This window comes from Mycobacterium sp. SMC-17 (assembly GCF_045310915.1).
Classification (GTDB): Bacteria; Actinomycetota; Actinomycetes; order Mycobacteriales; family Mycobacteriaceae; genus Mycobacterium.
Window position 1 is genome coordinate 36,694 of sequence record NZ_JBJIAK010000010.1, and the last position, 21,378, is coordinate 58,071.

A 21,378-nucleotide genomic window follows, 5' to 3' on the forward strand; every position below is an offset into this window, starting at 1 on the left:
TGGGGCGCGACTGTGGCGAATCTATGCGCGAGCTGTGAATTGGGCCGAGTGGCTAACCCTGGGGGTTGGTGTCCGGCGACTGCCCGGCCCACAGCGGAGCCTTGCCCGTGATCGACGGCGCCGCAAAGGTGACCGGTGCGGTCGTGCTGGTCGACGTGATCAACGTGCTGTTGGCCGACGTCGTCCCGGAGGGGCCCGCCAGCACCCCGGCACATACCGCCGCGGCGCCTAGTGCCGCGCTTCCACCGATGATGCCGATTGCCCATTTCAAGGTGATGCCAGAAGTCTCTGGTCGACTCATGGTCTGCCTCCCGTGTACTTGGGACCACTGCGCTGCGCCGCACCGTCGGGGCGCGGCCTTTCATGCCTTCGAGTCAACGCCGCCAATCTGGCAACACACTGAATCGCTTCTGGCAGTTCGCCTGCATAGCCGCAGCGCGGGAGTTTGGGCCGCGGCGGAGGCCTGTCCGCCACGACCCAGACCTCATCAGCCCGGATCCTGCCCCGGGTACAGCGGAGCGGGTCCGGTGATGGCCGGCGCGGCGCTGACGATCGGCCCGACCGTCGTGGCGCTGACGACCGAACTGACCGAGGTGCCGTTGGCCGATGTCGATTGCAGAGTTTGCGCCTGCGCCCCGACAAACGCCACGGCCATCGCACAGACAGCCATGCTCCCGGCGATGACGCCGGCGGCCCACTTCTTGTTGATTTCAGAATGCTTGTTTTGACTCATCGCGGGTCTCCCACCTAGACGCGATCCGCCACGATTTCGCCACACCGTTGGGGCCCGCAGCCGGTCAAACATTTCAAGTCGTCTCGGCCGTCAGGTATTCCACAGAATCAGAACTGGTCGGGTCACCAGCCCGGGAACAGGGCGGCGGCCATCAGGTGCCAATCCCGCGCTAGCGCGCCGGGATCTCTTAACCTGTCCAGATGCGGTTTCCAGCGAGCAACCCATGACGCGGTTCCTGATCCGCCGATTGGTCAACTACGCGATCCTGTTGACGCTGGCGACGTTCCTGACCTTCGCGCTGACGTCGGTGACCTTCCACCCGCTGGACAGCCTGCTGCAGCGCAACCCGCGGCCACCGCAATCCGTCATCGACGCCAAGGCCCACGACCTGGGTCTCGACAAGCCACTGCTGCCGCGCTACGCCAACTGGGTGTCCGGCGCGGTACATGGGGACTTCGGGAAAACCGTTACCGGGCAACCGGTTTCAGAAGAACTGGGACGACGGGTGTGGACCAGCCTGCGGCTGGTGGCCATCGGGTCGATCCTGGGCTCCATCATCGGTGTGATCATCGGGGCGTGGGGCGCCATCCGGCAGTACCGCTTCTCCGACCGCACCATCACCGTGCTGGCGCTGCTGATTCTCAGCGCCCCGACGTTCGTCATCGCGAACATGCTGATTCTCGGCGCGCTCGGCGTCAACGAGGTGCTGGGCTTCCAGTTGTTCCAGTACACGGGCGAGACCTCGCCCTACGCGGCCGGCGGTTGGCACGGATTCGTCGACCGGCTGCAGCACCTGGTGCTGCCGACCGCCACCCTGGCCCTCGGCGCCATCGCCGGATACAGCCGCTACCAGCGCAACGCGATGCTCGACGTACTCGGCCAGGACTTCATCCGGACCGCCCGCGCCAAGGGCCTGACCCGGCGCCAGGCGCTCTTCAAGCACGGCCTGCGCACCGCGCTGATCCCGATGGCCACGCTGTTCGCCTACGGCGTCGCGGGCCTGGTCACCGGTGCGGTGTTCGTCGAGAAGATCTTCGGCTGGCACGGCATGGGTGAATGGATGGTGCAGGGCATCAACGGCCAGGACGCCAACATCGTCGCCGCGTTCACCCTGTTCTCCGGGACGACGATCCTGATCGGCGGCCTGCTGTCCGACGTCGTCTACGCCGCCCTCGACCCCCGGGTGCGGGTCTCATGAGCGTCCAGTTCGGGCTGCCGCGCGCCCGCTTCGCATCGCGCCGCACCTTGGTGGCGCGGCGCTTCGTCCGCAACCGCCCCGCGGTGGTGTCGCTGGTGCTGCTGGTGGCGCTGTTCGTTGGCTGCTACGCCCTGCCGCCGCTGCTCCCCTACTCGTACACCGACATGGACTTCGACGCGCTGCTGCAGCCTCCCGACGGCCGGCATCTGTTCGGCACCAATGCCCTCGGCCAGGACGTGTTCGCGCAGACGTTGCGCGGCATGCAGAAGTCGATGCTGATCGGCGTCTGTGTCGCCGTGATCTCGACGGTGATCGCCGCGACGGTCGGCTCGGTGGCGGGCTACTTCGGTGGCTGGCGCGACCGGGTGCTGATGTGGGTCGTCGACCTGCTGCTCGTGATCCCCGGTTTCATCCTGATCGCGATCGTCACGCCTCGCATCCGGCACCAGAGCACGGTGCTGTGGCTGGTGGTCCTGCTGGCGGCGTTCTCGTGGATGATCAGCTCGCGCATGGTGCGCGGTCTGACCATGAGCCTGCGCGAACGCGAGTTCGTCACGGCCGCACGGTATATGGGTGTCAGCCACGCCCGGATCATCGCCCGGCACATCGTGCCCAACGTGGCGTCCATTCTGATCATCGACACCACCCTCAACGTCGGCATCGCGATCCTGGCCGAAACCGGTTTGAGTTACCTGGGTTTCGGGGTGCAGCCGCCCGACGTGTCCCTGGGCACGTTGATCGCCGACGGCACCCCGTCGGTCACCACGTTCCCCTGGGTGTTCCTGTTCCCGGCCGGCGTCCTGGTGCTGATCGTGCTGTGCGCCAACCTGATCGGCGACGGCTTGCGCGACGCGCTCGATCCCTCGGCCCGGCCCCGTCGGCGGCGGGTGGTGAAGCGATGAGCGCGCCGCTGCTCGCGGTCCGCGACCTCACCGTCACCTTCCAGACGTCTGACGAGGACGTCTCGGCCGTGCGCGGCATGAACTTTCACATCGCGCCCGGCGAGGTGCTGGCCTTGGTCGGTGAGTCCGGCGCCGGGAAGTCCGCGACCGCCATGGCGGTGGTGGGGCTGCTGCCCGAGCACGCCCAGGTGACCGGTTCGGTGAAACTGCAGGGCAAGCAGCTCGTCGGGCTCGATGACGACGCGATGTCCCAGGTACGCGGCCGGGTGATCGGCACGGTGTTCCAGGACCCGATGTCGGCGCTCACGCCCGTGTACACCGTCGGCGACCAGATCGCCGAAGCCCTTCGCGTGCACGACCGTTCGATGGGCCGGCGGGCCGCGCGCGGCCGGGCGGTCGAACTGCTGGAGTTGGTCGGCATCAAGCAGCCCGCGGCCCGCGCCCGCGCGTTCCCGCACGAGCTGTCCGGCGGTGAGCGCCAACGCGTCGTCATCGCCACCGCGATCGCCAATGACCCCGATCTCATCATCTGCGACGAACCCACCACGGCGCTCGATGTCACCGTGCAGGCGCAGATCCTCGACGTGCTGCGCACTGCCCGCGACGTCACCGGCGCCGGGGTGCTGATGATCACGCACGATCTCGGTGTCGTCGCCGAATTCGCCGACCGCGCAATGGTGATGTACGCCGGCCGGGCGGTCGAGACCGCGCCGGTGGCGAACCTGTACCGCGACCGGGTGATGCCGTACACGGTCGGCCTGCTGGGCTCGGTGCCCCGGCTCGACGCACCGCAGGGCTCGCGGTTGGTGCCCATTCCCGGCGCGCCGCCGTCGATGGCGGCACTCCCGCCGGGTTGCCCCTTCGCGCCCCGCTGCCCGCTGGCCGACGACGACTGCCGGGCGGCCGAACCCGCGCTGCTGGAGGTCGCGCCCGGACAGGCCGCCGCCTGCATCCACACCGACCAGGTGACCGGCCGCAGCGCAGCCGAAATCTACGGGGTGGCAACCGAACCCGAGGTCGTCGCGGATGACGGCGCCGAGCGGCCGGTGGTGCTCGCGGTCAACGACCTCGTCAAGACGTTCAAGCTCAGTGGCGGGTTGCTGCGGCGCAACGTCGGCGAGCTGCGTGCCGTCGACGGCGTCAGCCTGCAGCTGCGGCAGGGCCGGACCCTGGGCATCGTCGGTGAATCGGGCTCCGGCAAGACCACCACGCTGCACCAGATCCTGAATCTGACCGCGCCGCAGTCGGGTTCGATCACGGTGCTCGGCCAGGATGTGGCCGGCCTGACCCGCGACACGCGCCGCGAGCTACGCGGCGACCTGCAGGTGGTGTTCCAGGATCCCGTGGCGGCGCTGGATCCGCGGCTTCCGGTGTTCGATGTGCTGTCGGAACCCTTGCGGGTCGGCGGTTTCGACAAGAACCGGATCGACGACCGCGTCACCGAACTGCTCGGCATCGTCGGGCTGCGGCACGAGGACGCCGCCCGTTACCCTGCCGAGTTCTCCGGTGGCCAGAAGCAGCGCATCGGCATCGCCCGGGCCCTGGCGCGTCAGCCCAAGATTCTGGCGCTCGACGAACCGGTGTCGGCGCTGGACGTCTCGATCCAGGCCGGCATCATCAACCTGCTATTGGACCTGCAAGAGCGCTTCGACCTGTCGTATCTGTTTGTCTCGCATGACCTTTCGGTGGTCCGCCACCTGGCCCACACCGTGGCCGTGATGTACAAGGGCGCCGTCGTCGAACAGGGCGATGCCGCACAGGTTTTCAGCGCCCCGCAGGACCCATACACCCAGCGGCTGCTCGATGCCGTGCCGCAGCCGGGAGGGGAATGATGACGTCCCGTCGCAGTCAACTGGTGGTGGCCCTCATCGCCCTGATCGCCCTGATGGCCGGCTGCTCGAGCGAGTACCGCGGGTCCAGCGCCGGCGCACCGAAACTCGGTGCGGCCAACGACCTCAACCCACACGACCCCGCGACCCTGAGGGAAGGCGGCAATCTGCGGCTGGCGCTCACCGCGTTCCCGGACAACTTCAACACGCTGAACATCGACGGCAACACCGTCGACACCGCCGCGATCCTGCGGCCCACGCTGCCCCGGGCATTCATCGTCGGACCCGACGGTTCGACCACCGTCAACCACGACTACTTCACGGACATCCAGCTCACCGGCACCAATCCGCAGGTCGTCACCTACACCATCAACCCCAAGGCCGTCTGGAGCGACGGCGCCCCGATCACCTGGGAGGACATCGCCGCCCAGGTCACCGCGACGACCGGCAAAGACCCCCGGTTCCAGATCGCGAGCCCCAACGGCAGCGAGCGGGTGGCCTCGGTGACCCGCGGCGTCGACGACCGGCAGGCCGTCATGACGTTCGCCCGCCCGTACGCCGACTGGCGCGGCATGTTCGCGGGCAACGGCATGCTGCTGCCCAAGGTCTCGACGACCGATCCCGAGGTGTTCAACAAGGGACAGCTGAACAAGCCCGGGCCGTCGGCCGGCCCGTTCGTCGTCTCGAACGTCGACCGCGGCGCGCAGCGAATCACGCTGACGCGCAACCCGAAATGGTGGGGCACCCGGCCGCTGCTGGACAGCATCACGTTCCTCGTGCTCGACGACGCCGCTCGTATCCCGGCGCTGCAGAACAACGCCATCGATGCCACCGGGCTGGGCTCGATCGACGACATGGTGCGCGCCCGACGCACCAAAGGCGTCGACATCCGCACCGCGCCGGGACCCACCTGGTCGCACCTGACCTTCAACGGCGCGCCCGGCTCGCCGCTCGCCGACCCCGCACTGCGCCACGCCATCGCCATGGGCATCGACCGGAAGACCATCGTCACCGTCCTGCAGCACGGTCTGGTGGACAACCCGGTGCCACTCAACAACCACATCTACGTCGCGGGGCAGGCGGGCTACCAGAACAACAGCGGCGGGACGCCTTTCGACCCGGAGGCGGCACGGCGCGAACTCGACGCGCTGGGCTGGAAGCTGCCCGCCGGCCGCTCGGTGCGGGAGAAAAACGGCAAGCCGTTGAACGTTCGGATCGTCTTCTACGACGCCCCGAGCGGCCGGCAGATCGGGCAGCTGACGCAGAAAACCCTCGCCGATATCGGCGTCAAGCTGGAACTCGTGGTGTCCTCCGGCGCAGACTTCTTCAGCCAGTACATCATTCCGAGTAACTTCGATATCGCCGCCTTCGCCTGGCAGGGCGACGCCTTCCCCTTGAGCGGTCTGACCCAGATCTATGCCTCGGGCGGCGAGAGCAACTTCGGCAAGATCGGCACGCCCGAGATCGACGCCAAGATCGAGCAGACGCTCGACGAACTCGATCCCGTCAAGGCGCAGGCCCTGGCCAACCAGCTGGACCGCATGCTGTGGGCCGAAACGTTCAGTCTGCCGCTCGCCCAGTCGCCCGGAAATGCGGCGGTCCGAAGCACTTTGGCCAACTACGGCCCTGCGGGCCTGGGCGACCTGAACTACATGACGATCGGCTTCACCAAGTCCTGAGCTGCCTGATGGCCCGCGGCAGCCCGGCCGGCACCAGCGACTCGGCGGCCGCGGCCGTCGCGATGCCCTTGACCATCAGGCGCACCGTGAAGTCCGGCGGCATATTGTCCAATTCCGTTGCCCGGTCCGGCAATTCCGCATATTCGCCGGCACACACCGCAGTGGCGATGGTCAGTGCCGCACCCTCACGCATGTCGAGCACGCTATGTCCGGCGCTGGGCAGTTCCAGCAGCACAGCGTCCGGAATCAGTTCGGCGACCCGCTGGGCGATGGCCGGCGGCGTGATCAAGTCCCGGCCGCCGGAGATCACCACGGTGGGCCAGTCGAATCCCGGCATCGCGGCCACCAGGTCGAAAGGTTCGGCGACGAAATCCGGGTCGCCGGTGGCCGATTCGCGGTACGCCAGCGCCGGGTCGAGCGGCAGACCGTCGGGCTCGGGGGCATAGTTGAGCTCCTGGTAGCCGATGTGCTCGACCAGGTCGGGCTCATGCCGGTACGGCGTCTTGCTCTCGAACAGCAGCTTGGTGCTGTGCCCGATGGCGCCCCAGAGCAGCCCGCGTCCGGTGAGCAGCAACTCGAGCTGCTGCTCCAGCACTTCCGGGCCGACCAGGCCGTACAGACCCGTCGCCAGTTGCACCACCCAGGGCGTCAGCTGCCCGTCGGCGGCCAGGTCCCGCACCCTCTTGGCGAGCCCCTCCGTCGCCGGGTCGGTGCCGTCCCACAGCACGGCCCGGGTGGCCTCGCGCACCGCGTCGATGTCGTCGGCGCACAGCAGCGGTGAGTCCAGCACCATGGCATGCACGCGGGCGTGATGGCGCACGCCGACGCCGGCGGCCAGGTAGCTGCCGTACGACGTGCCGTAGATCACCGCGGACTCGACGCCGGCGTCGTCCAGGACCGCCGCGATGTCGTCGACCGCGGCCTCGATGGTCAGCGCCTCAGTGGGCAGGTCGGCGCCGGCGTCATCGTGTCGGGACATGCCGACGCCGCGGTGCTCGACCATGATGACGTCCAGACCGGCGGCCGTCGCCCGGCGGCGCAAATTGCGGTAGTGCCCGATGGACGCCGCACCCGGCCCGCCCGGAATGATCACCAGCGGATGCTCGCTGAGCGGCCCGGTCCGCACGTAGAACAGATCGAATTCCTCTGCGCCACTTGGCCGGACCGGCCGCCGCACCGACCGTACCCCCGGCAGCGCCGCGAGCTTGTCGTGCGCCTTGCGGCGCTTGGCGTTCATGGTCATCGACACTCATTCTGCCGCGTTTGGTTCGGCGCGAGCGTAAGCCGTGCCTGTGACTGTGCTGGTACGTAGAACTGGGACATGACCATCCTCGACCTCCCCGACACGACAACGTGGACCGACCTGCTGGCCGACATCGCAGCGGGCGCCAAAGACCGCGATCTGGACGACGTGAATCCATTCGACCAGGTGGCCGCGCTCAAGCGGGCCGGATTCGGCACCCTGCGCCTGCCCACGGAGCTGGGCGGAGCCGGACTCACGGTGCCGCAACTGTTTTCCGCCGTCATCGACGTCGCCCGCGCCGATCCGGTGGTGGCGCACATCTTCCGTACGCATTTCTGGTTCGTCGAGGAGCGGCTGCGCACCCTGGACCAGCCCGGGTCCCGGGCCTGGCTGGACAAGGTGGCCAACGGCAAGGTGTTCGGCAATGCGTTCAGTGAGAAGGGCTCCCACGCGGTGGGCAGCCTGGTGTTCAACACCCGCTTGACGCCGGGCCACGACGGCGGATTCATCTTGACCGGCGAGAAGTTCTACAGCACCGGAACCCTGTTCTCGGACTACCTGACCGTGACAGCGACCACCGATCATGATTCGGTGGCGACCGTCATCGTCCCGGCCGATCGTGCCGGCGTGACGATCATCGACGACTGGGACGGTTTCGGTCAGCGCCGTACCGGCACCGGCACCACGCGGTTCCAGGACGTGACGGTGCTGCCCGACGAGGTGCTCACGGACACGCGGTACGACGCCGAGCCCGTGCCGTCGGTGCAGTACACCCTGTTGCAGCTGTACATCCACGCCGTGGTGGCCGGAATCCTGGAGAACATCGTGGACGACGGGATCGCGCTCCTGCGGTCCCGCGAGCGCAGCTTCAGCCATGCCTCTGCCGCGTCACCGACCGACGACCCGCTGCTGCAGCGCCAGCTCGGCGAACTGGCCAGCTCCGCCTACATCGCCCGGGCCGCAGTGCTGGATGCGGCGGCGGCGATCGGGGCGGCCATCGATTCGACCGGCCCGGACGGTGTGCCCGACGCGGCGCTGGTCGCGAAGGCCCAGCTGCAGGCGGCCAAGGTGAAGGTGCACCTGGACGACATCGCGCCGCGTGCCGCCACCAAGCTCCTGGAGCTCGGCGGTGCCAGCGCGGCCAGCCGGCAACGCAACCTCGACCGGCACTGGCGCAACATCCGCACCATCACGCTGCACAACCCCGTCGGTTACAAGGCCCGGGTGGTCGGGCAGAACCTGTTGCACGGCACCGCGATTCCCGCCAACGCCTACTTCTGACCTCAGGCGGCGATGAGGTCGGCGGCCTTCTCACCGATCAGCACGCTCGGGGCGTGAGTGTGGCCCCGGATGATGGTCGGCATCACCGAAGCGTCGGCGACCCGCAGCCCCGCGACCCCACGGACGCGGAGCTGCGGGTCGACCACGCTGGCCTCGTCGCTGCCCATCCGGCACGTGGTGGTCGGGTGATACAGCGTGTGCGACGTGGTGGCCAATGCCAGCTCCAGCGTGCGGTCGTCGAGATCGTGCGCACCCACCGGGCGGGCGATGTCGCCGAGCAGTCCCTTCAGCGCCGGGGCCTGGGTCATGTCCGCCAGCATCCGCAGGCCCGCCAGTAGTGCCTTGCGGTCCGCGCCCTCAGGGTCGGACAGGTAGCGCGGGTCGATGATCGGCTTGGCCAACGGATCGGCCGAGGCCAGCCGGATGGTGCCGGTGCTCTTGGGCTTCACCAGGATCGGCCCCATCGCCACCGCGTCGCGCGGGTAGGCGTCGCCGATGCCCTCGTCGAAGAACGGCGCCGGGGCGAAGATCAGCTCGATGTCGGGCTGCGCAAGTTCAGGATCACTGCGGACGAAGCCATACGCCTCACCGACATTCGAGGTCAGCATGCCGCGGCGGCGGGTCAGGTAGTTGAGCAGCTGCACCGGTTTTTCCGCGCTGATCAGGGTCTCGCACTTGGCGTCGAACCCGAGCAGCACGACCAGGTGGTCCAGCAGGTTCGACCCGACGCCCGGCGCGTCGTGGACCACATCGATGCCGTGCTCGGCCAGATGCTCGCGCGGACCGATGCCGGACAGCATCAGCAGCTGCGGGCTGTTGATCGCGCCTCCGGACAGGATCACCTCACGGCGCGCCCGGACGATCTGACGACGGCCGTCCGCCTCGTACTCGACGCCGACCGCCCGCCCGTCCTCGATCAGCACGCGGGTTGCCGTGGCGCCGGTGCGCAGATGCAGGTTCGACCTGCGCAGCGCGGGCCGCAGATAGGCGTCGGCGGTGCTCCACCGCGCGCCGCGGCGCTGACACACCCGGGTCTCGACGAACCCCTCGTAACCGGACTGCTCGGCGGCCTCCAGCCACGCGGCCGTGACACCGCGGGGGCTGCGCTGCGGGCTGAGCACCAGCGGCCCGGCCTCGATCCGGTCGAAATACTTCTTCACGGCCGCGTACGACCACTCTTCGCCGGCGAGCTCACCCCACTCGTCGTAGTCCGCGGGCAGGCCGCGCACCCACATCATGGCGTTCATCGACGACGAGCCGCCGAGGGTCTTGCCGCGCGGCCAGTAGATGCGGCGGCCGGCGAGCTCGGGCTGCGGTTCGGTCGAGTAATCCCAATCGAACTCGCCGCGGAACAGCTTCGCGAAAGCCGCCGGGATACGGATGAACTGGTTCTTGTCGACGGCCCCGGCCTCCAGCACCACCACCTGCGCGGTGCCGTCGGCGCTCAGTCGATCAGCCAGCACAGCACCGGCCGAGCCGGTCCCCACGACGACGAAGTCAGCGATCACCGCCGCAGTCTGTCACGAAACGCGGCCTACCAGGGGCCTAAGCGGTGAGCTCGATGCGCGTCGCGTCGCCGACGCTGGCATAACGCTCGGGGCTGCAGGTCAGCACGATCACCTGGCCGTCGCCGCCGACCGCGTCGAACACCTCACCCATGCGGGTCAACCGGCCCGCATCGGTGAACCCCAGTGCGTCATCGATGATCACCGGGACGGTGTCCTCCTTGGCCACCAGCGCCGCGCCGGCCAGCCGGGCGACGATCCCCAGCTGTTCCTTGGCCCCACCGGAGAGGCTCTCGTACGGCACGGTGGTGCCCGCGACGGTGCGACTGCAAATCCGCAGATCACTGTCGACCTCGACGGCGAAGCTGTCCCCGAACACGATGCGCCCCAGCCGTTCCACCTCGGTGCGGAACGGTGCCACGTACCGCTGCCGGGCCTGTTCGCGGTGCCGGCCCATCACCGTCCGCAGCAGTTCAGCGGCCCGGGCCCGACGACCCACTGCGGCGTGTTCGGACTCCGCATGCCGCAGCGCGATCTCGGCGGCATCGAGCTGGCTCTGGCGGCCCTGTGTCCCGTACACCTTCAATTGCGCTGCCACATCCCGCAATTGGTCATCGAGTTCGCGGCGCCGGGTACCGAGCCGGGCCGAATCCGCGGTGGCCGCCGCCAGTTCCGCATCGACAGTGTCGGGCGCGGCGGCAGCCAGCGCCGCGGCGAGTTCCTGTTCACGCGCGGTGGCCGCGGCAGCCTGCTCCCCCAGCGCCGCGACGCGCTGGGTCAAGGCCGCATCGTCCTCCAGTTCGCGCTGCCGTGTCAGTCGCTCGGTGGCCTCGGTGAGCGCGGCCGTCGCCGCCGTCACCTTCTCGCGGGCGACCGTCGCCGCGGTCAACGCGGCCGCCACCGCGGCCGCCGCGGCGGTGGCCGTGTCGCGGCATTGCTCGTACTCGGTTGTCGCCCGGCGCTGTTCGGCGTCGGCGGCTTCCAGCTCGGCTCGTGCCGCCCCGACGTCGATGGCGTCGGTATCGCCCAGCTGCTCCCGCAGCCCCGCCAGCCGAGCCGCGAGCGCCTCGACCGTGTCGGCGCCCAGCAGCGTCTGCCGGGTGACGGTCAGCCGATCACGCTCGGCTTCGAGTTCGCGCCGCCGCGCGTCCAGGACCCGCGCGGCCTCGACGTCAGCGACCCCGTGTGGCTGGAGCGCAGCCGCCAGCGCAGTGCGCGCCGCGTCGAGAACGGCGCTGGTGTCCGCGGCCGGGGTACCGGGCAGCACCCGCACCGTCAGCAGCCCGGGGAGTTCGACATCGGTCCGGCCGCCCGCGCTCGTGACCCACTCCGACCCGGCGGACAGCGTCACGTCCTGGTCACCCACGCGCAGCTCGACGTCGCCGTGAGCCACCAATTCGATTCGCGCCGAGGCGAGTTCAGCAGCCGCGGCCGCACGGTCCACCGCGGCGGCGGCGGTTTCGATGGCCCGCATGCCCGCCGCGGTCAGCGTGATCTTGCCCAGCTGATCGGCGACCGCCGCCAGTTCGTCGGCGGCGACCTGCACCCGCTCCAGCAGGCCGGACAGCCGAACCGCCTCAGCGCGCTGGGACAGTTGGTCCACCACCTGCCGCGCCGCATCCAGGCGGACCCGACCGGCCTCCACCACGGACCGCGCCACCGCCACGGCGGTGTCGGCGGCCTGCTGCAGCTGCGCCGCGGTCACGTGCTGTTGCGCGGCGTGCTCGGCGGCGGCGGTCAGTTCACCGATGCCGGCGGTCCGCTGTTCGACGTCGGCCTGCAGCCGCTGCCGCTCGTCGAGAGCACTGCGTGCTGCCGTCGCGGTCGCCACCGCCGCCTGCGCCTGCACGCGTGCCTGGGCAAGCTCGTCGCGGACTCGAGCCACCGCGGTCGCCGCTTCCCGAGCCGCCGCCAGCCGCACCTCAGCGGCCGCCAGTTGCTCAGTGGCCGTGGCCAATTCCTTCGTCAGCTCGCCGTGGCGGCGGACCGCCTCGTCGACCTCGGCCACCGCGGCGGCACGCGCCGCGACCTCCGCCTGCGCAGCCTTCAGGCTTTTTGTTGCCTCGGCCCACACACCGGTGGGACGGCCGGTCTGCGTGAAGTACTTCAAGAACTCGGCGTCGATCCGGTCGACCAGCAGCGGCTCGTTGCCCGACAGCGCACCCTCGAGTGCACCGGCCTGACCGGCCGCGACATCGAGTGCCCGCGCCAGCGCGTCGCATCCGGCGAGGTCGACCGGCACCATGGCGGCAGATTGCAGAATGCGCTGGGCCCGCCACAATTCGGTGTCGACCGTCTCCTCCAGCATCGCGCGCACCCGGTCGTGCGCCTCGTCGCCGGTGAGCTGCTCGCGGCGCGGCGCGAGGATGGTCAGCCGGGTTTCGGCCTTCTTGTGGAACCGCTTGTAATACTCGAACCGGTAAGGGCCGGTGGAGATTTCGGCCGTCACCTCGGCACCGACGTCAGCATGAGTCGGCTTGACCTGCTTGACCTCTTTCTTGGTCGAGCGGTCCTTGGACTCCAGCAGCAGATCGAGCGCCTCGATCATGGAGGACTTGCCGATCTCGTTGGCGCCAGCGACCACCACCACGCCGCGCTCGGGAAATTCGATCTCGCGGTGGGTGATGCCGCGGTAATTGGTCAGGACCAGCCGATGCAACTTCATGCGGCACTCCCCCGATCGACCAGGCGCAGCAGCAGCGCGAGCGCCGCGCGTGCGTCGTCGGCGTCGTCGCCCGAAGTGCTTGCGGTGCCGACCAATTCGTCGACCGCCGCCGCGGCGAACCCACCGATGCCCAGGTCCGAGAATTCGCCGTCCGCCGGGACCACGACGAGGTCGGTGTGTCGTTCCCACGTCGTCAGCGCGGCGAACAGGCGCGCGTAGCGGTCGAGGCAGGCGTCGAGGGTGGCCTTGTCGGAGATGGTCAGTGAGCCCGTCAGCGCCAACCGGACGACGGTGCGTTCCTTGTCCGGCAGGCCGTCGAGGTTCAGGTCCAGATCGGCGATATCGCGATCCGTGTCGACGATCCGGCGCAGCGTGACGAACCGCCACTGACCCACCCGGCGGGACTCGACCGTGACCGACTGATCCGTGTCGTCGACGTCGACCACCAGGACGTGGCCCGAATCCGCTTCGATGTCATCGTAATTGGTGACTTCGGGTGCACCGGAGTACCACACCCGGCCGGTGCTGCCGACCTCGGTGCGAGAGTGCTTGTCCCCCAACGCCACATAGTGGACCGCGCCCCGCCGTACCGCGGCCTCGACGGTGTCCAGCCGGATCAGTGCCGGTTTCGTGGGATCGGGATCGAGGACGTCGACCCCGCCGTGCCCCACCACGATTCGGGTGACGCCGTCAGCCGGCAGGTCGGCCACCGCGTCGCCCGTCAGGTCCGTGGTGGGCGCCTTGGAGCGCCACGGCGCGCCGACGATCTGCACCCCGGGGCGCAGTTCGTGTACCCCGTCGAGCACCGTGACGTTGGGCGGGCATTCGGCCAGGAACAGCGTGCTGGTGTACACCGACGCCGGATCCAGCGGATCGTGGTTGCCCGGCAGCAGGAACACCGGAATCTTGATGGCGCGCATGGCCTCCAGCGACAGGCTAACCTCACGCGGATCGAGCTGGTTGTGCTCGAAGACATCCCCCGCCACGACGACGAACTCGGCACCCACCTCGGTGCACAGCGCCCCGAGGCGCGCCACGGCGTCACGACGTGCGGCCGAGTAGCGCGGCTGCGCCTCACCGCCCAGGAAATGCCGGGTCATACCGAGCTGCCAGTCGGCGGTGTGGACGAAACGCATGCGGCGAGTGTAAAACCCGGCACTGACAACTCCGGGGATCTACGGTGGGCGGGTGACGGGAACCCGAACATTGATCCTGCTGCGGCACGCGAAATCCGACTACCCCGACGGGGTCGCCGACCACGACCGGCCGCTCGCCAAGCGCGGTGTCCGCGAAGCGGCACTGGCGGGCGACTGGATTCGGGAACATCTCCCGGCCGTCGACGCCGTCCTCTGCTCGACCGCCACCCGAACCCGGCAGACGCTCGAACGCACCGGCATCACCGCACCCGTGACCTATGTCGAACGCCTCTACGACGCGACGGCCGGCATCGCCATCGAAGTCATCAACGGCGCGCCGGAGGCGGCGAACACGGTGCTGGTGATCGGCCACGAACCGGTCATGTCGTCGCTCGCGCTGAGTTTGGCGTCGCTCGACACGAGCGACCCTGACGCCGCCGGCCAGATCGCGATGAAGTACCCGACGTCAGCGATCGCGGTTCTGCATACCGACCGGCACTGGTCGCAGCTGGAGCTGCGCAGCGCCACGTTGGACCAGTTCCACATCCCCCGTTAGGAGTTGGTGGCGAGCGTCAGCTCCATCAGCTTGGTGGCCATACCGCAGGTGTCGGCGCCCGGCCCCTGCGGATTCACCCACCAGCCCACGACGCCGGCAGCGTCACTGGCCACGCCGCACGAGCCGTTGGGATCGTTCGGATGCATGATGATCGACTTCACGCCGGCGATCGCTTTGGACTCGTACTTGTAGTTCAGATGCTGGGCGACCTTGGTCTCCTCATCGAGGCTGCCCTGCTCGTACCAGAACCGGGTGATGTCGATGAGGCCCGCCGACTGGTTCAGCGCCTGCCACCGGCACACCGCACCCACGAAGGTGCTCTGGATGTCCAGCGGATCCGCACCGACCGTCTTGGCCAGCACGTCATTGGTCAGCACGTCGCACTCTTTGAGCAGGTTCGGGTACGAATCCGCCGAGTGCTCGCTGCCGCCGCCGGCGCCTTCTTTCATCGCGGTGCCCTCGACCGAGCGGGCGCAACCCACCAGCGCCAGCGCCGACATCACGGCGACCGCTCCAGCCAGTTTCCGTCGTGTCATTTCGCGTTCGCAATCGATTGCCGGGCCAGTTCCTTGGCGATGTCGCACGGTTCGGGGAACGGCTTCTGGGAGAAGCTGATGGACCATTCGATGAAGTCGTCGTCGAACTGGATGCCGACCTCACACAGGCTCTTGCCGATCATCGGGTCCTCACCGAGCGCGACGAAACCGGAGTGGCCGTTGATGTTGATGTCGCTGACGTCGGCCCGTGTCCGTTCCTCGGTCTTGCGTTCGCGGCCGATCGGGCTGCCGCGGTACCAGGTGAAGGAGAAGTGCGGGCCGAGGATGCCACCGTTGACCAGCCACTGGCACCCCACGGAGTTCTTCGCGGTGTTCACAAGGCCGGTGACCTGGGTCAGCTGGCTGACGGTCTGATCGCTGACGCCGCCGCACACCGGGAACATCGGGCCGTGCTTGGCCGGGCCCGAGGCAGCGGGGCCCGACTGGCCGCCCGCCTGAGCGGTGCCGCCGTTGCCGTCGTCCGAGCAGGCGGACATCGCCGGAATCATCGCCGCGGCAAGCACGGTCGCGGCGGCAGTCTTCACCTGTCTGCGGGTCACGCCATGCACTGTAGCGGCAGGTTCTGAGGTCAACCACCGACATGCCGACTGACCTGGTCTTTCTATAAGCATTCCCGGGTGTGCCACAGTAACCGCATGCTCTGGGCACTGCTGCGGCAGTACACGAGGCCGTATCGGCGGCAGCTGACGGTGGTGGCGACGCTGCAACTGATCAGCACGCTGGCCTCGCTGTATCTGCCGACGCTCAACGCCCGCATCATCGACCACGGCGTGGCGCGCGGCGACACCGGTGTGATCGGGCGGCTCGGCGCCGTCATGCTCGCCGTCAGTGCGATGCAGGTCCTGTGCGCCATCGGCGCGGTCTACTTCGGTTCCCGCGCCGGCATGGGCTTCGGCCGCGACCTGCGCTGGGCCGTGTTCCGCCAGGTGCTCGGCTGGTCCAATGCCGAAGCCGTGCGGTTCGGGGCGCCGACGCTGATGACGCGCACCACCAATGACGTCCAGCAGATCCAGGTACTGGTGCAGATGACCTGCACCATGCTGATCACCGCGCCGATCATGTGCATCGGCGGCATCGCGATGGCCGTGCACCAGAACGCCGGCCTGTCGTGGCTGCTGCTCGTCAGCGTGCCGGTGATGGCGGGGTGCAACTACCTGATCATCTCCCGGCTGCTGCCGCTGTTCCGCCGCATGCAGCGGTTGATCGACAACATCAATCGGGTGCTGCGCGAACAGCTCACCGGCATTCGCGTGGTTCGGGCCTTCTCGCGCGACGACGCCGAACGCGCCCGGTTCGCGGACGCCAATTACGACCTGACCGACACCACGCTGACCGTCGGGCGGTGGCAGGCACTGATGCTGCCCGCCACCACTCTCGTGGTGAATCTGTCCAGCGTTGCGGTGATCTGGTTCGGAGGCATCCGCATCGACCACGGCCAGATGCAGGTCGGCTCGCTGATCGCATTCCTCTCGTACTTCATGCAGATCCTCATGGCCGTGCTGATGGTGACCATCGTGCTCGTGATCCTGCCGCGGGCGTCGGTGTGCGCCGAGCGGATCACCGACGTGCTCGTCACCGAGCCGACGATCGTGTCGCCCGCTGTGCCCGTGGTGCCGGAGGTCCGGCGCGGGGAGGTACGGGTGGAAGCAGCCACCTTCGGGTACCCCGGCGCCGACGACCCTGTGCTGCACGGCGTTTCACTGACCGCTTCGCCCGGGACGGTGACGGCCATCGTGGGATCGACCGGCTCCGGAAAGTCGACGCTGATGGCGCTGCTGTGCCGGATGTACGACGTCACGTCCGGCTCCGTGATGGTCGACGGCGTCGACGTCCGGGACTACGACCCCGAACAGCTGTGGTCGATGATCGGGGTGGTGCCGCAGCGCGGGCACGCGTTCTCCGGCACGGTCGCCGACAACCTGCGGTTCGGCAAGGCCGATGCGACCGAAGACGAGATGTGGGCGGCGCTCGGTGTCGCGTCGGCCGATTTCGTGGCGGACCACCCCGAGGGGCTGGGCATGCCCGTCGCACAGGGCGGCACGAACTTCTCCGGTGGGCAGCGCCAGCGCCTCGCCATTGCCCGGGCAGTCGTCCGGCGGCCCGCGGTGTACCTGTTCGACGACGCCTTCTCCGCTCTGGACGTCCACACCGACGCCCGGGTGCGGGACGCGTTGTCCGTGGTGGCTGCCGAGGCCACGGTGATCATTGTCGCCCAGCGCCTTTCGACGGTCGCCGCCGCCGATCAGATCGTCGTACTCGACAACGGCCACGTAGTGGGCGTCGGCACGCATTCCGAGCTGATCGAGTCGTGCCCGGTGTACCGCGAATTCGCCGACTCGCAAGCGGTTGTGGCCGGAGGCCTGGCGTGACCCGGCCGCCGTCGGCCGCCATGCTGGCTTCGGGTCAGCGGTCCGAGAACTTCCGCGGTACGGCGCTGCGGTTGGTGAAACAGCTGGCACCGCAACGCGGTCGGGTGATCGTGGTGATGCTGTTGGGCATCGCCGGGATCGCCGTCGGCGTGATCGGACCGCGCATCCTGGGCCATGCCACCGACCTGTTGTTCAATGGGGTTCTGGGCCGCGGGCTGCCGGCGGGCATCAGCCGTGAGCAGGCGGTGGCAGCGGCGCGGGCCCGGGGCGACAACACCTTTGCCGACCTGCTCGCCGGGTCCGACGTCGTTCCGGGACAGGGCGTGGACTTCACTGCGATCGGCCACGTGCTGACGCTCGCGCTGCTCCTGTATCTGGTTTCTGCGGTGATGGTGTGGGCCGAGGCACGACTGCTCAACACCATCGTGCAGCGCACCATGTTCACGCTGCGCTCCCACGTCGAGGACAAGATTCACCGGCTGCCGTTGTCCTACTTCGATTCCCGGCCCCGTGGGGAGATTCTCAGCCGCGTCACCAACGACATCGACAACGTCCAGACGTCGTTGACGATCACCGTCAGCCAACTGCTGACCTCGGCGCTGACCGTGGTGGCGGTGCTGGCGGCGATGATCTGGATTTCGCCGCTGCTGGCGTTGATCACCGTGCTGACGGTGCCGTTCACCTTGCTGGCGACGCGCATCATCACCAAGCGATCGCGACAACAGTTCATGGCGCAGTGGCGCAACACCGGCCGGCTCAACGCCCACATCGAAGAGACCTACAGCGGCTTCACCGTCGTCAAGACGTATGGCCACCGGGCACTCGCCGAGGAGAAGTTCCGCGAGCTAAATGACGATGTGTACCAGGCGAGTTTCGGGGCGCAGTCACTGTCCGGGCTGGTCTCCCCGATCACGACGTTCATCGGCAACGTCAGCTATGTCGGCGTCGCGGTGGTCGGCGGTATCCAGGTGGCGACCGGGCAGATCAGCCTGGGCAGCATCCAGGCATTCATCCAGTACGTGCGGCAGTTCAATCAGCCCTTGACCCAGATCGCGTCGATGTACAACACCATGCAGTCCGGGATGGCCAGCGCCGAGCGGGTTTTCGAGTTCCTGGACGCCGACGAAGAGGCCGGAGCTGGACCGGCACTTGGCCGTGTTTCGGCCGTGCCGGACCGGGGCTCGGTTGCGGCGGACCGGGGCTCGGCTGCGGCCGACCGCGGTTCGGTTGCACCCGGCCCTGGCGGAGCCGCGGCCGGCAGTTCCGCGGCTCCGCCGGACCTCGTCGAGTTCGAGCGGGTCAACTTCTCCTACGTACCCGGGACCCCTGTCATCGAGGACCTGTCGTTCGTCGCCGAACCGGGCACCACCGTGGCCATCGTCGGGCCGACCGGAGCCGGAAAGACCACGCTGGTAAATCTGCTGATGCGGTTCTACGAGCCGGATTCCGGCCGAATCCTCCTGGGCGGCCGCGACATCGCGACGATGAGCCGCGCCGAGCTGCGGTCGCGCATCGGCATGGTGCTGCAGGACACGTGGCTGATTGCCGGCACCATCTACGACAACATCGCCTACGGACGTCCGGACGCCACCGAGGCCGAGGTGATCGAGGCTGCTCGTACCGCGCGCGTCGACCACTTCGTGCACACGCTGCCGAACGGGTACCAGACGCGGCTCAACGAGAACGGCGTGAACATCAGCGCCGGCGAGAAGCAGCTGATCACCATTGCCCGCGCGCTGGTCCGGCAACCCCAGCTGTTGATCCTCGACGAGGCCACCAGTTCCGTCGACAGCCGCACCGAACTGCTGATCGCCCAAGCCACCGCGGAGCTGCGCCGAAATCGGACCAGTTTCATTATCGCGCACCGGCTTTCCACCATCCGAGATGCTGATCTGATCCTCGTGGTGCAGGCCGGTCGGATCGTCGAGCGTGGGTCCCACGACGAGCTGCTCCAGCGACGCGGGGCCTACTGGAAGATGACGCAGGCCTGACGGTCGCGGGCCAGGCCCACCCACCGGGCATCCCTCCCACCGAAGGTTCCCTGTGTTCAGCCGGTGCGCGGGCCTGCCGCTCCGCCGCTGAAGCGGCAGGCTCGCGATGTGTTGTCACTGTTGAGTTGTCAAGGTGCGCAATGCTTTAGGTGTTATGCGGCTGTGTCGAGGCGCATGGTGCGGCGGTTGTACGCGGGGATGGGTTTTCGTTGCGGGTCGACGGTCGCGGGTGGGATGAGCCAGGGGTGTTTGTCCAGGCCCATGACCACATCCCAGCCGTCGTGGTGGACGTTGGCGTGGCAGGCCGGGCACAGCAGACACCCGTTGGCTAGTGATGTCTCACCGTGGTGGGTCCAGTGGATGATGTGGTGGGCGTGGGTGCGTCCGGGTGGGGCGCCGCATTTGATGCAGCATTCATCGCGGTGATAGAGCGCTTTGCGCAGGTGCGCCGGGAACAAACGTTTCTCCCGACCCATATCGAGGGGTACGTGTTCGCCGTCGACGATGATCGTGGTGACGGTGGTGTCGCAGGTGAGTCGTTCCAGGGTCATGGTGCTGATCGATCCGATGAATTCCAGCGTGGCCAGGTCTGGGGCATCGGCTGGGACGGTCACCAGCAGCTGCGTGCGCGGGGCCGAGGCGACGTCGCCGCCGCGGGCGGCGATGTCCAGCACCGCTTCCAGGGCATCGGCCCGCCGCCTGCCCGCCGTGCGGGTGTCAGGGGTGCCGTCGGGTTCGGGCCGCGGTGCCGAGTGTTCCTCGATCGCTGCGACCAGCTTGGCGCCCACCTCCACGTCCAAGTCCGCGCGCACCTGCACCCGACCATCGGAGGTGACGCGGTGCTCGACGGTGTTGATCGACCGGTCCTCGGCGGCCGGCAGGCCACCTTCAGCGGCCGCGACTCGGTTCCCCAAACGCCGCGCGCGTTTGTCGATGTCGGCGGGGGTGGCGCCGGAGAAGAACTGCCCCAACAGATCGGTCACCTGCTGGTACCGGGTCTCCTTGTCCACCGGGCCGGGTGCGCGGGCTTGGATGTGGTTGATGCCTTTGACGATCGCATCGACATGCTCACCGGAGATCGCCCCGTCGGCGGCATGGGCCGCGAGCGTGGGCAATGCCGGCAAGGCTCCCGATACCCGGATAAAGCGCTCGGCCACCGATGGCGCACATCCCAACGCCATCAGCAACTCCCTCGGCGTCCGGCCCTGCGCGGCCGCCACCCCGCGGCGGTCCAGCACCCCGGTCAGCCTCGCCGCCACATGGTCGGCCACATTGCGCAGTTTCATCACGCACGTCATCGCCGCCACCGCGTCGTCCCTGGACATGTCGTCGGAGATCTGCACACCGCGAAGGTGATCGAGAAGAGCGTTGAGATCCGGTGTGATTCCCATGCCCAATTGTATCGAACGCATGTTCGAACTGCAAGGAGTTTTTCGGCCTACATCAGGACACCGGTGACAGTTCGAGCGATCCCGGAAGGGCAGTTGCGACCGCCGAACTTGGGCTGCGAGGTACCGTGGGCCGGGCGGGCCGGCGGGCCGGGGCGCCGGATGCACTGGCGGGGCAGGGGTTGGACAGGCGGGCGGGGCGGGGCGCTGGACGGATGTGCAGGCTGGGCGCGTCATCGGCGGGGCGCCGCCGGTGCCGGCGGGGCGGGGCGCCGCCGGTGCCGGCGGGGTTGGACGCGCGGGCGGGGTGCGGCGCCGGACGGATGCGCCGGCTGGGCGGGGCGCC

Annotated in this window: 17 protein-coding genes; 8 read left to right on the forward strand and 9 right to left on the reverse strand. The window is 68.6% G+C overall.

The features are described 5' to 3' along the window. Positions 1–52: 52 nt before the first annotated feature. A complete protein-coding gene (locus tag ACJH7A_RS09170) occupies positions 53–301 on the reverse strand; it encodes a hypothetical protein (RefSeq protein ID WP_406801820.1) in 249 nt (82 codons plus the stop codon). A gap of 186 nt (positions 302–487) precedes the next feature. Then, positions 488–733 carry a hypothetical protein gene (locus tag ACJH7A_RS09175; protein WP_212812557.1) on the reverse strand — a complete coding sequence of 82 codons (246 nt, stop codon included), beginning with the start codon at positions 731–733 and terminating at the stop codon, positions 488–490. Positions 734–956: 223 nt separating this feature from the next. On the opposite strand from ACJH7A_RS09175, the gene ACJH7A_RS09180 reads away from it, so the two are divergent. From ACJH7A_RS09180 to ACJH7A_RS09195, 4 genes are read left to right on the forward strand one after another with little or no spacing between them, the layout of a single operon-like run. Beyond that, a complete protein-coding gene (locus tag ACJH7A_RS09180; RefSeq protein WP_212812558.1) occupies positions 957–1,931 on the forward strand; it encodes an ABC transporter permease in 975 nt (324 codons plus the stop codon). Continuing rightward, on the forward strand, positions 1,928–2,833 hold the full coding sequence (locus tag ACJH7A_RS09185; protein ID WP_212812559.1) for an ABC transporter permease: 906 nt from the start codon (positions 1,928–1,930) through the stop codon (positions 2,831–2,833). The genes ACJH7A_RS09180 and ACJH7A_RS09185 overlap by 4 nt, the downstream gene beginning before the upstream one ends. After that, entirely contained in the window at positions 2,830–4,665 is a 1,836-nt protein-coding gene (locus ACJH7A_RS09190; RefSeq protein WP_212812560.1) for an ABC transporter ATP-binding protein, read from the forward strand. Before ACJH7A_RS09185 ends, ACJH7A_RS09190 begins: the two co-directional genes overlap by 4 nt. Further along, complete coding sequence (locus ACJH7A_RS09195; protein WP_406775634.1) at positions 4,665–6,341, forward strand: ABC transporter family substrate-binding protein; 1,677 nt, start codon at positions 4,665–4,667, stop codon at positions 6,339–6,341. The genes ACJH7A_RS09190 and ACJH7A_RS09195 overlap by 1 nt, the downstream gene beginning before the upstream one ends. On the opposite strand, the gene ACJH7A_RS09200 is transcribed toward ACJH7A_RS09195, so the two are convergent. Continuing rightward, entirely contained in the window at positions 6,328–7,584 is a 1,257-nt protein-coding gene (locus tag ACJH7A_RS09200) for an alpha/beta hydrolase (protein ID WP_406775635.1), read from the reverse strand. The genes ACJH7A_RS09195 and ACJH7A_RS09200 overlap by 14 nt on opposite strands. Positions 7,585–7,662: 78 nt before the next feature. Here ACJH7A_RS09200 and ACJH7A_RS09205 point away from each other — a divergent pair, with 78 nt between their 5' ends. Beyond that, on the forward strand, positions 7,663–8,865 hold the full coding sequence (locus tag ACJH7A_RS09205; protein ID WP_406775636.1) for an acyl-CoA dehydrogenase family protein: 1,203 nt from the start codon (positions 7,663–7,665) through the stop codon (positions 8,863–8,865). Positions 8,866–8,867: 2 nt separating this feature from the next. Here the strand turns inward: ACJH7A_RS09205 and ACJH7A_RS09210 are convergent, their stop codons facing one another. Genes ACJH7A_RS09210 through ACJH7A_RS09220 form a run of 3 tightly spaced genes read right to left on the reverse strand, consistent with a single transcriptional unit; the run spans position 8,868 to position 14,171 of the window. Then, positions 8,868–10,373 (reverse strand): GMC family oxidoreductase, encoded by a 1,506-nt coding sequence (locus ACJH7A_RS09210; protein ID WP_406775637.1) that lies wholly within the window; start codon positions 10,371–10,373, stop codon positions 8,868–8,870. Positions 10,374–10,410: 37 nt separating this feature from the next. Further along, positions 10,411–13,035, reverse strand: coding sequence for an AAA family ATPase (locus tag ACJH7A_RS09215; protein WP_406775638.1), 2,625 nt, complete (start codon positions 13,033–13,035; stop codon positions 10,411–10,413). Further along, positions 13,032–14,171, reverse strand: coding sequence for an exonuclease SbcCD subunit D (locus tag ACJH7A_RS09220; protein WP_406801821.1), 1,140 nt, complete (start codon positions 14,169–14,171; stop codon positions 13,032–13,034). The genes ACJH7A_RS09215 and ACJH7A_RS09220 overlap by 4 nt, the downstream gene beginning before the upstream one ends. 52 nt (positions 14,172–14,223) lie before the next feature. On the opposite strand from ACJH7A_RS09220, the gene ACJH7A_RS09225 reads away from it, so the two are divergent. Continuing rightward, positions 14,224–14,727 (forward strand): SixA phosphatase family protein, encoded by a 504-nt coding sequence (locus ACJH7A_RS09225; RefSeq protein ID WP_406775640.1) that lies wholly within the window; start codon positions 14,224–14,226, stop codon positions 14,725–14,727. On the opposite strand, the gene ACJH7A_RS09230 is transcribed toward ACJH7A_RS09225, so the two are convergent. Continuing rightward, positions 14,724–15,263 carry a DUF3558 domain-containing protein gene (locus tag ACJH7A_RS09230; protein WP_212812568.1) on the reverse strand — a complete coding sequence of 180 codons (540 nt, stop codon included), beginning with the start codon at positions 15,261–15,263 and terminating at the stop codon, positions 14,724–14,726. The two genes, ACJH7A_RS09225 and ACJH7A_RS09230, sit on opposite strands and share 4 nt — an antisense overlap. Beyond that, positions 15,260–15,772: a DUF3558 domain-containing protein gene (locus ACJH7A_RS09235; RefSeq protein ID WP_212814925.1), complete on the reverse strand. Its 513-nt coding sequence runs from the start codon at positions 15,770–15,772 to the stop codon at positions 15,260–15,262. Before ACJH7A_RS09235 ends, ACJH7A_RS09230 begins: the two co-directional genes overlap by 4 nt. A gap of 147 nt (positions 15,773–15,919) precedes the next feature. On the opposite strand from ACJH7A_RS09235, the gene ACJH7A_RS09240 reads away from it, so the two are divergent. Both ACJH7A_RS09240 and ACJH7A_RS09245 read left to right on the forward strand, forming a co-directional pair. Then, the gene (locus ACJH7A_RS09240) at positions 15,920–17,653 is read left to right on the forward strand and encodes an ABC transporter ATP-binding protein (protein ID WP_406801822.1); all 1,734 of its coding nucleotides are present in this window, start codon (positions 15,920–15,922) and stop codon (positions 17,651–17,653) included. A 20-nt stretch (positions 17,654–17,673) separates the two neighbouring features. Further along, complete coding sequence (locus ACJH7A_RS09245; RefSeq protein WP_406801841.1) at positions 17,674–19,644, forward strand: ABC transporter ATP-binding protein; 1,971 nt, start codon at positions 17,674–17,676, stop codon at positions 19,642–19,644. Positions 19,645–19,796: 152 nt separating this feature from the next. Here ACJH7A_RS09245 and ACJH7A_RS09250 read toward each other — a convergent pair whose 3' ends face one another. Then, positions 19,797–21,035: a DUF222 domain-containing protein gene (locus ACJH7A_RS09250; protein WP_406801823.1), complete on the reverse strand. Its 1,239-nt coding sequence runs from the start codon at positions 21,033–21,035 to the stop codon at positions 19,797–19,799. Between the last annotated feature and the right edge of the window lie 343 nt (positions 21,036–21,378).

Bases quoted from the DNA above. Each gene is read 5' to 3' on its own strand.
- ACJH7A_RS09195 (WP_406775634.1), top strand. From the start codon at position 4,665: ATGACGTCCCGTCGCAGTCAACTGGTGGTGGCCCTCATCGCCCTGATC.
- ACJH7A_RS09230 (WP_212812568.1), bottom strand. From the start codon at position 15,263: ATGACACGACGGAAACTGGCTGGAGCGGTCGCCGTGATGTCGGCGCTG.
- ACJH7A_RS09240 (WP_406801822.1), top strand. From the start codon at position 15,920: ATGCTCTGGGCACTGCTGCGGCAGTACACGAGGCCGTATCGGCGGCAG.
- ACJH7A_RS09205 (WP_406775636.1), top strand. From the start codon at position 7,663: ATGACCATCCTCGACCTCCCCGACACGACAACGTGGACCGACCTGCTG.
- ACJH7A_RS09220 (WP_406801821.1), bottom strand. From the start codon at position 14,171: ATGCGTTTCGTCCACACCGCCGACTGGCAGCTCGGTATGACCCGGCAT.
- ACJH7A_RS09235 (WP_212814925.1), bottom strand. From the start codon at position 15,772: ATGATTCCGGCGATGTCCGCCTGCTCGGACGACGGCAACGGCGGCACC.
- ACJH7A_RS09185 (WP_212812559.1), top strand. From the start codon at position 1,928: ATGAGCGTCCAGTTCGGGCTGCCGCGCGCCCGCTTCGCATCGCGCCGC.
- ACJH7A_RS09250 (WP_406801823.1), bottom strand. From the start codon at position 21,035: ATGGGAATCACACCGGATCTCAACGCTCTTCTCGATCACCTTCGCGGT.
- ACJH7A_RS09245 (WP_406801841.1), top strand. From the start codon at position 17,674: ATGCTGGCTTCGGGTCAGCGGTCCGAGAACTTCCGCGGTACGGCGCTG.
- ACJH7A_RS09200 (WP_406775635.1), bottom strand. From the start codon at position 7,584: ATGACCATGAACGCCAAGCGCCGCAAGGCGCACGACAAGCTCGCGGCG.
- ACJH7A_RS09170 (WP_406801820.1), bottom strand. From the start codon at position 301: ATGAGTCGACCAGAGACTTCTGGCATCACCTTGAAATGGGCAATCGGC.
- ACJH7A_RS09175 (WP_212812557.1), bottom strand. From the start codon at position 733: ATGAGTCAAAACAAGCATTCTGAAATCAACAAGAAGTGGGCCGCCGGC.
- ACJH7A_RS09190 (WP_212812560.1), top strand. From the start codon at position 2,830: ATGAGCGCGCCGCTGCTCGCGGTCCGCGACCTCACCGTCACCTTCCAG.
- ACJH7A_RS09215 (WP_406775638.1), bottom strand. From the start codon at position 13,035: ATGAAGTTGCATCGGCTGGTCCTGACCAATTACCGCGGCATCACCCAC.
- ACJH7A_RS09180 (WP_212812558.1), top strand. From the start codon at position 957: ATGACGCGGTTCCTGATCCGCCGATTGGTCAACTACGCGATCCTGTTG.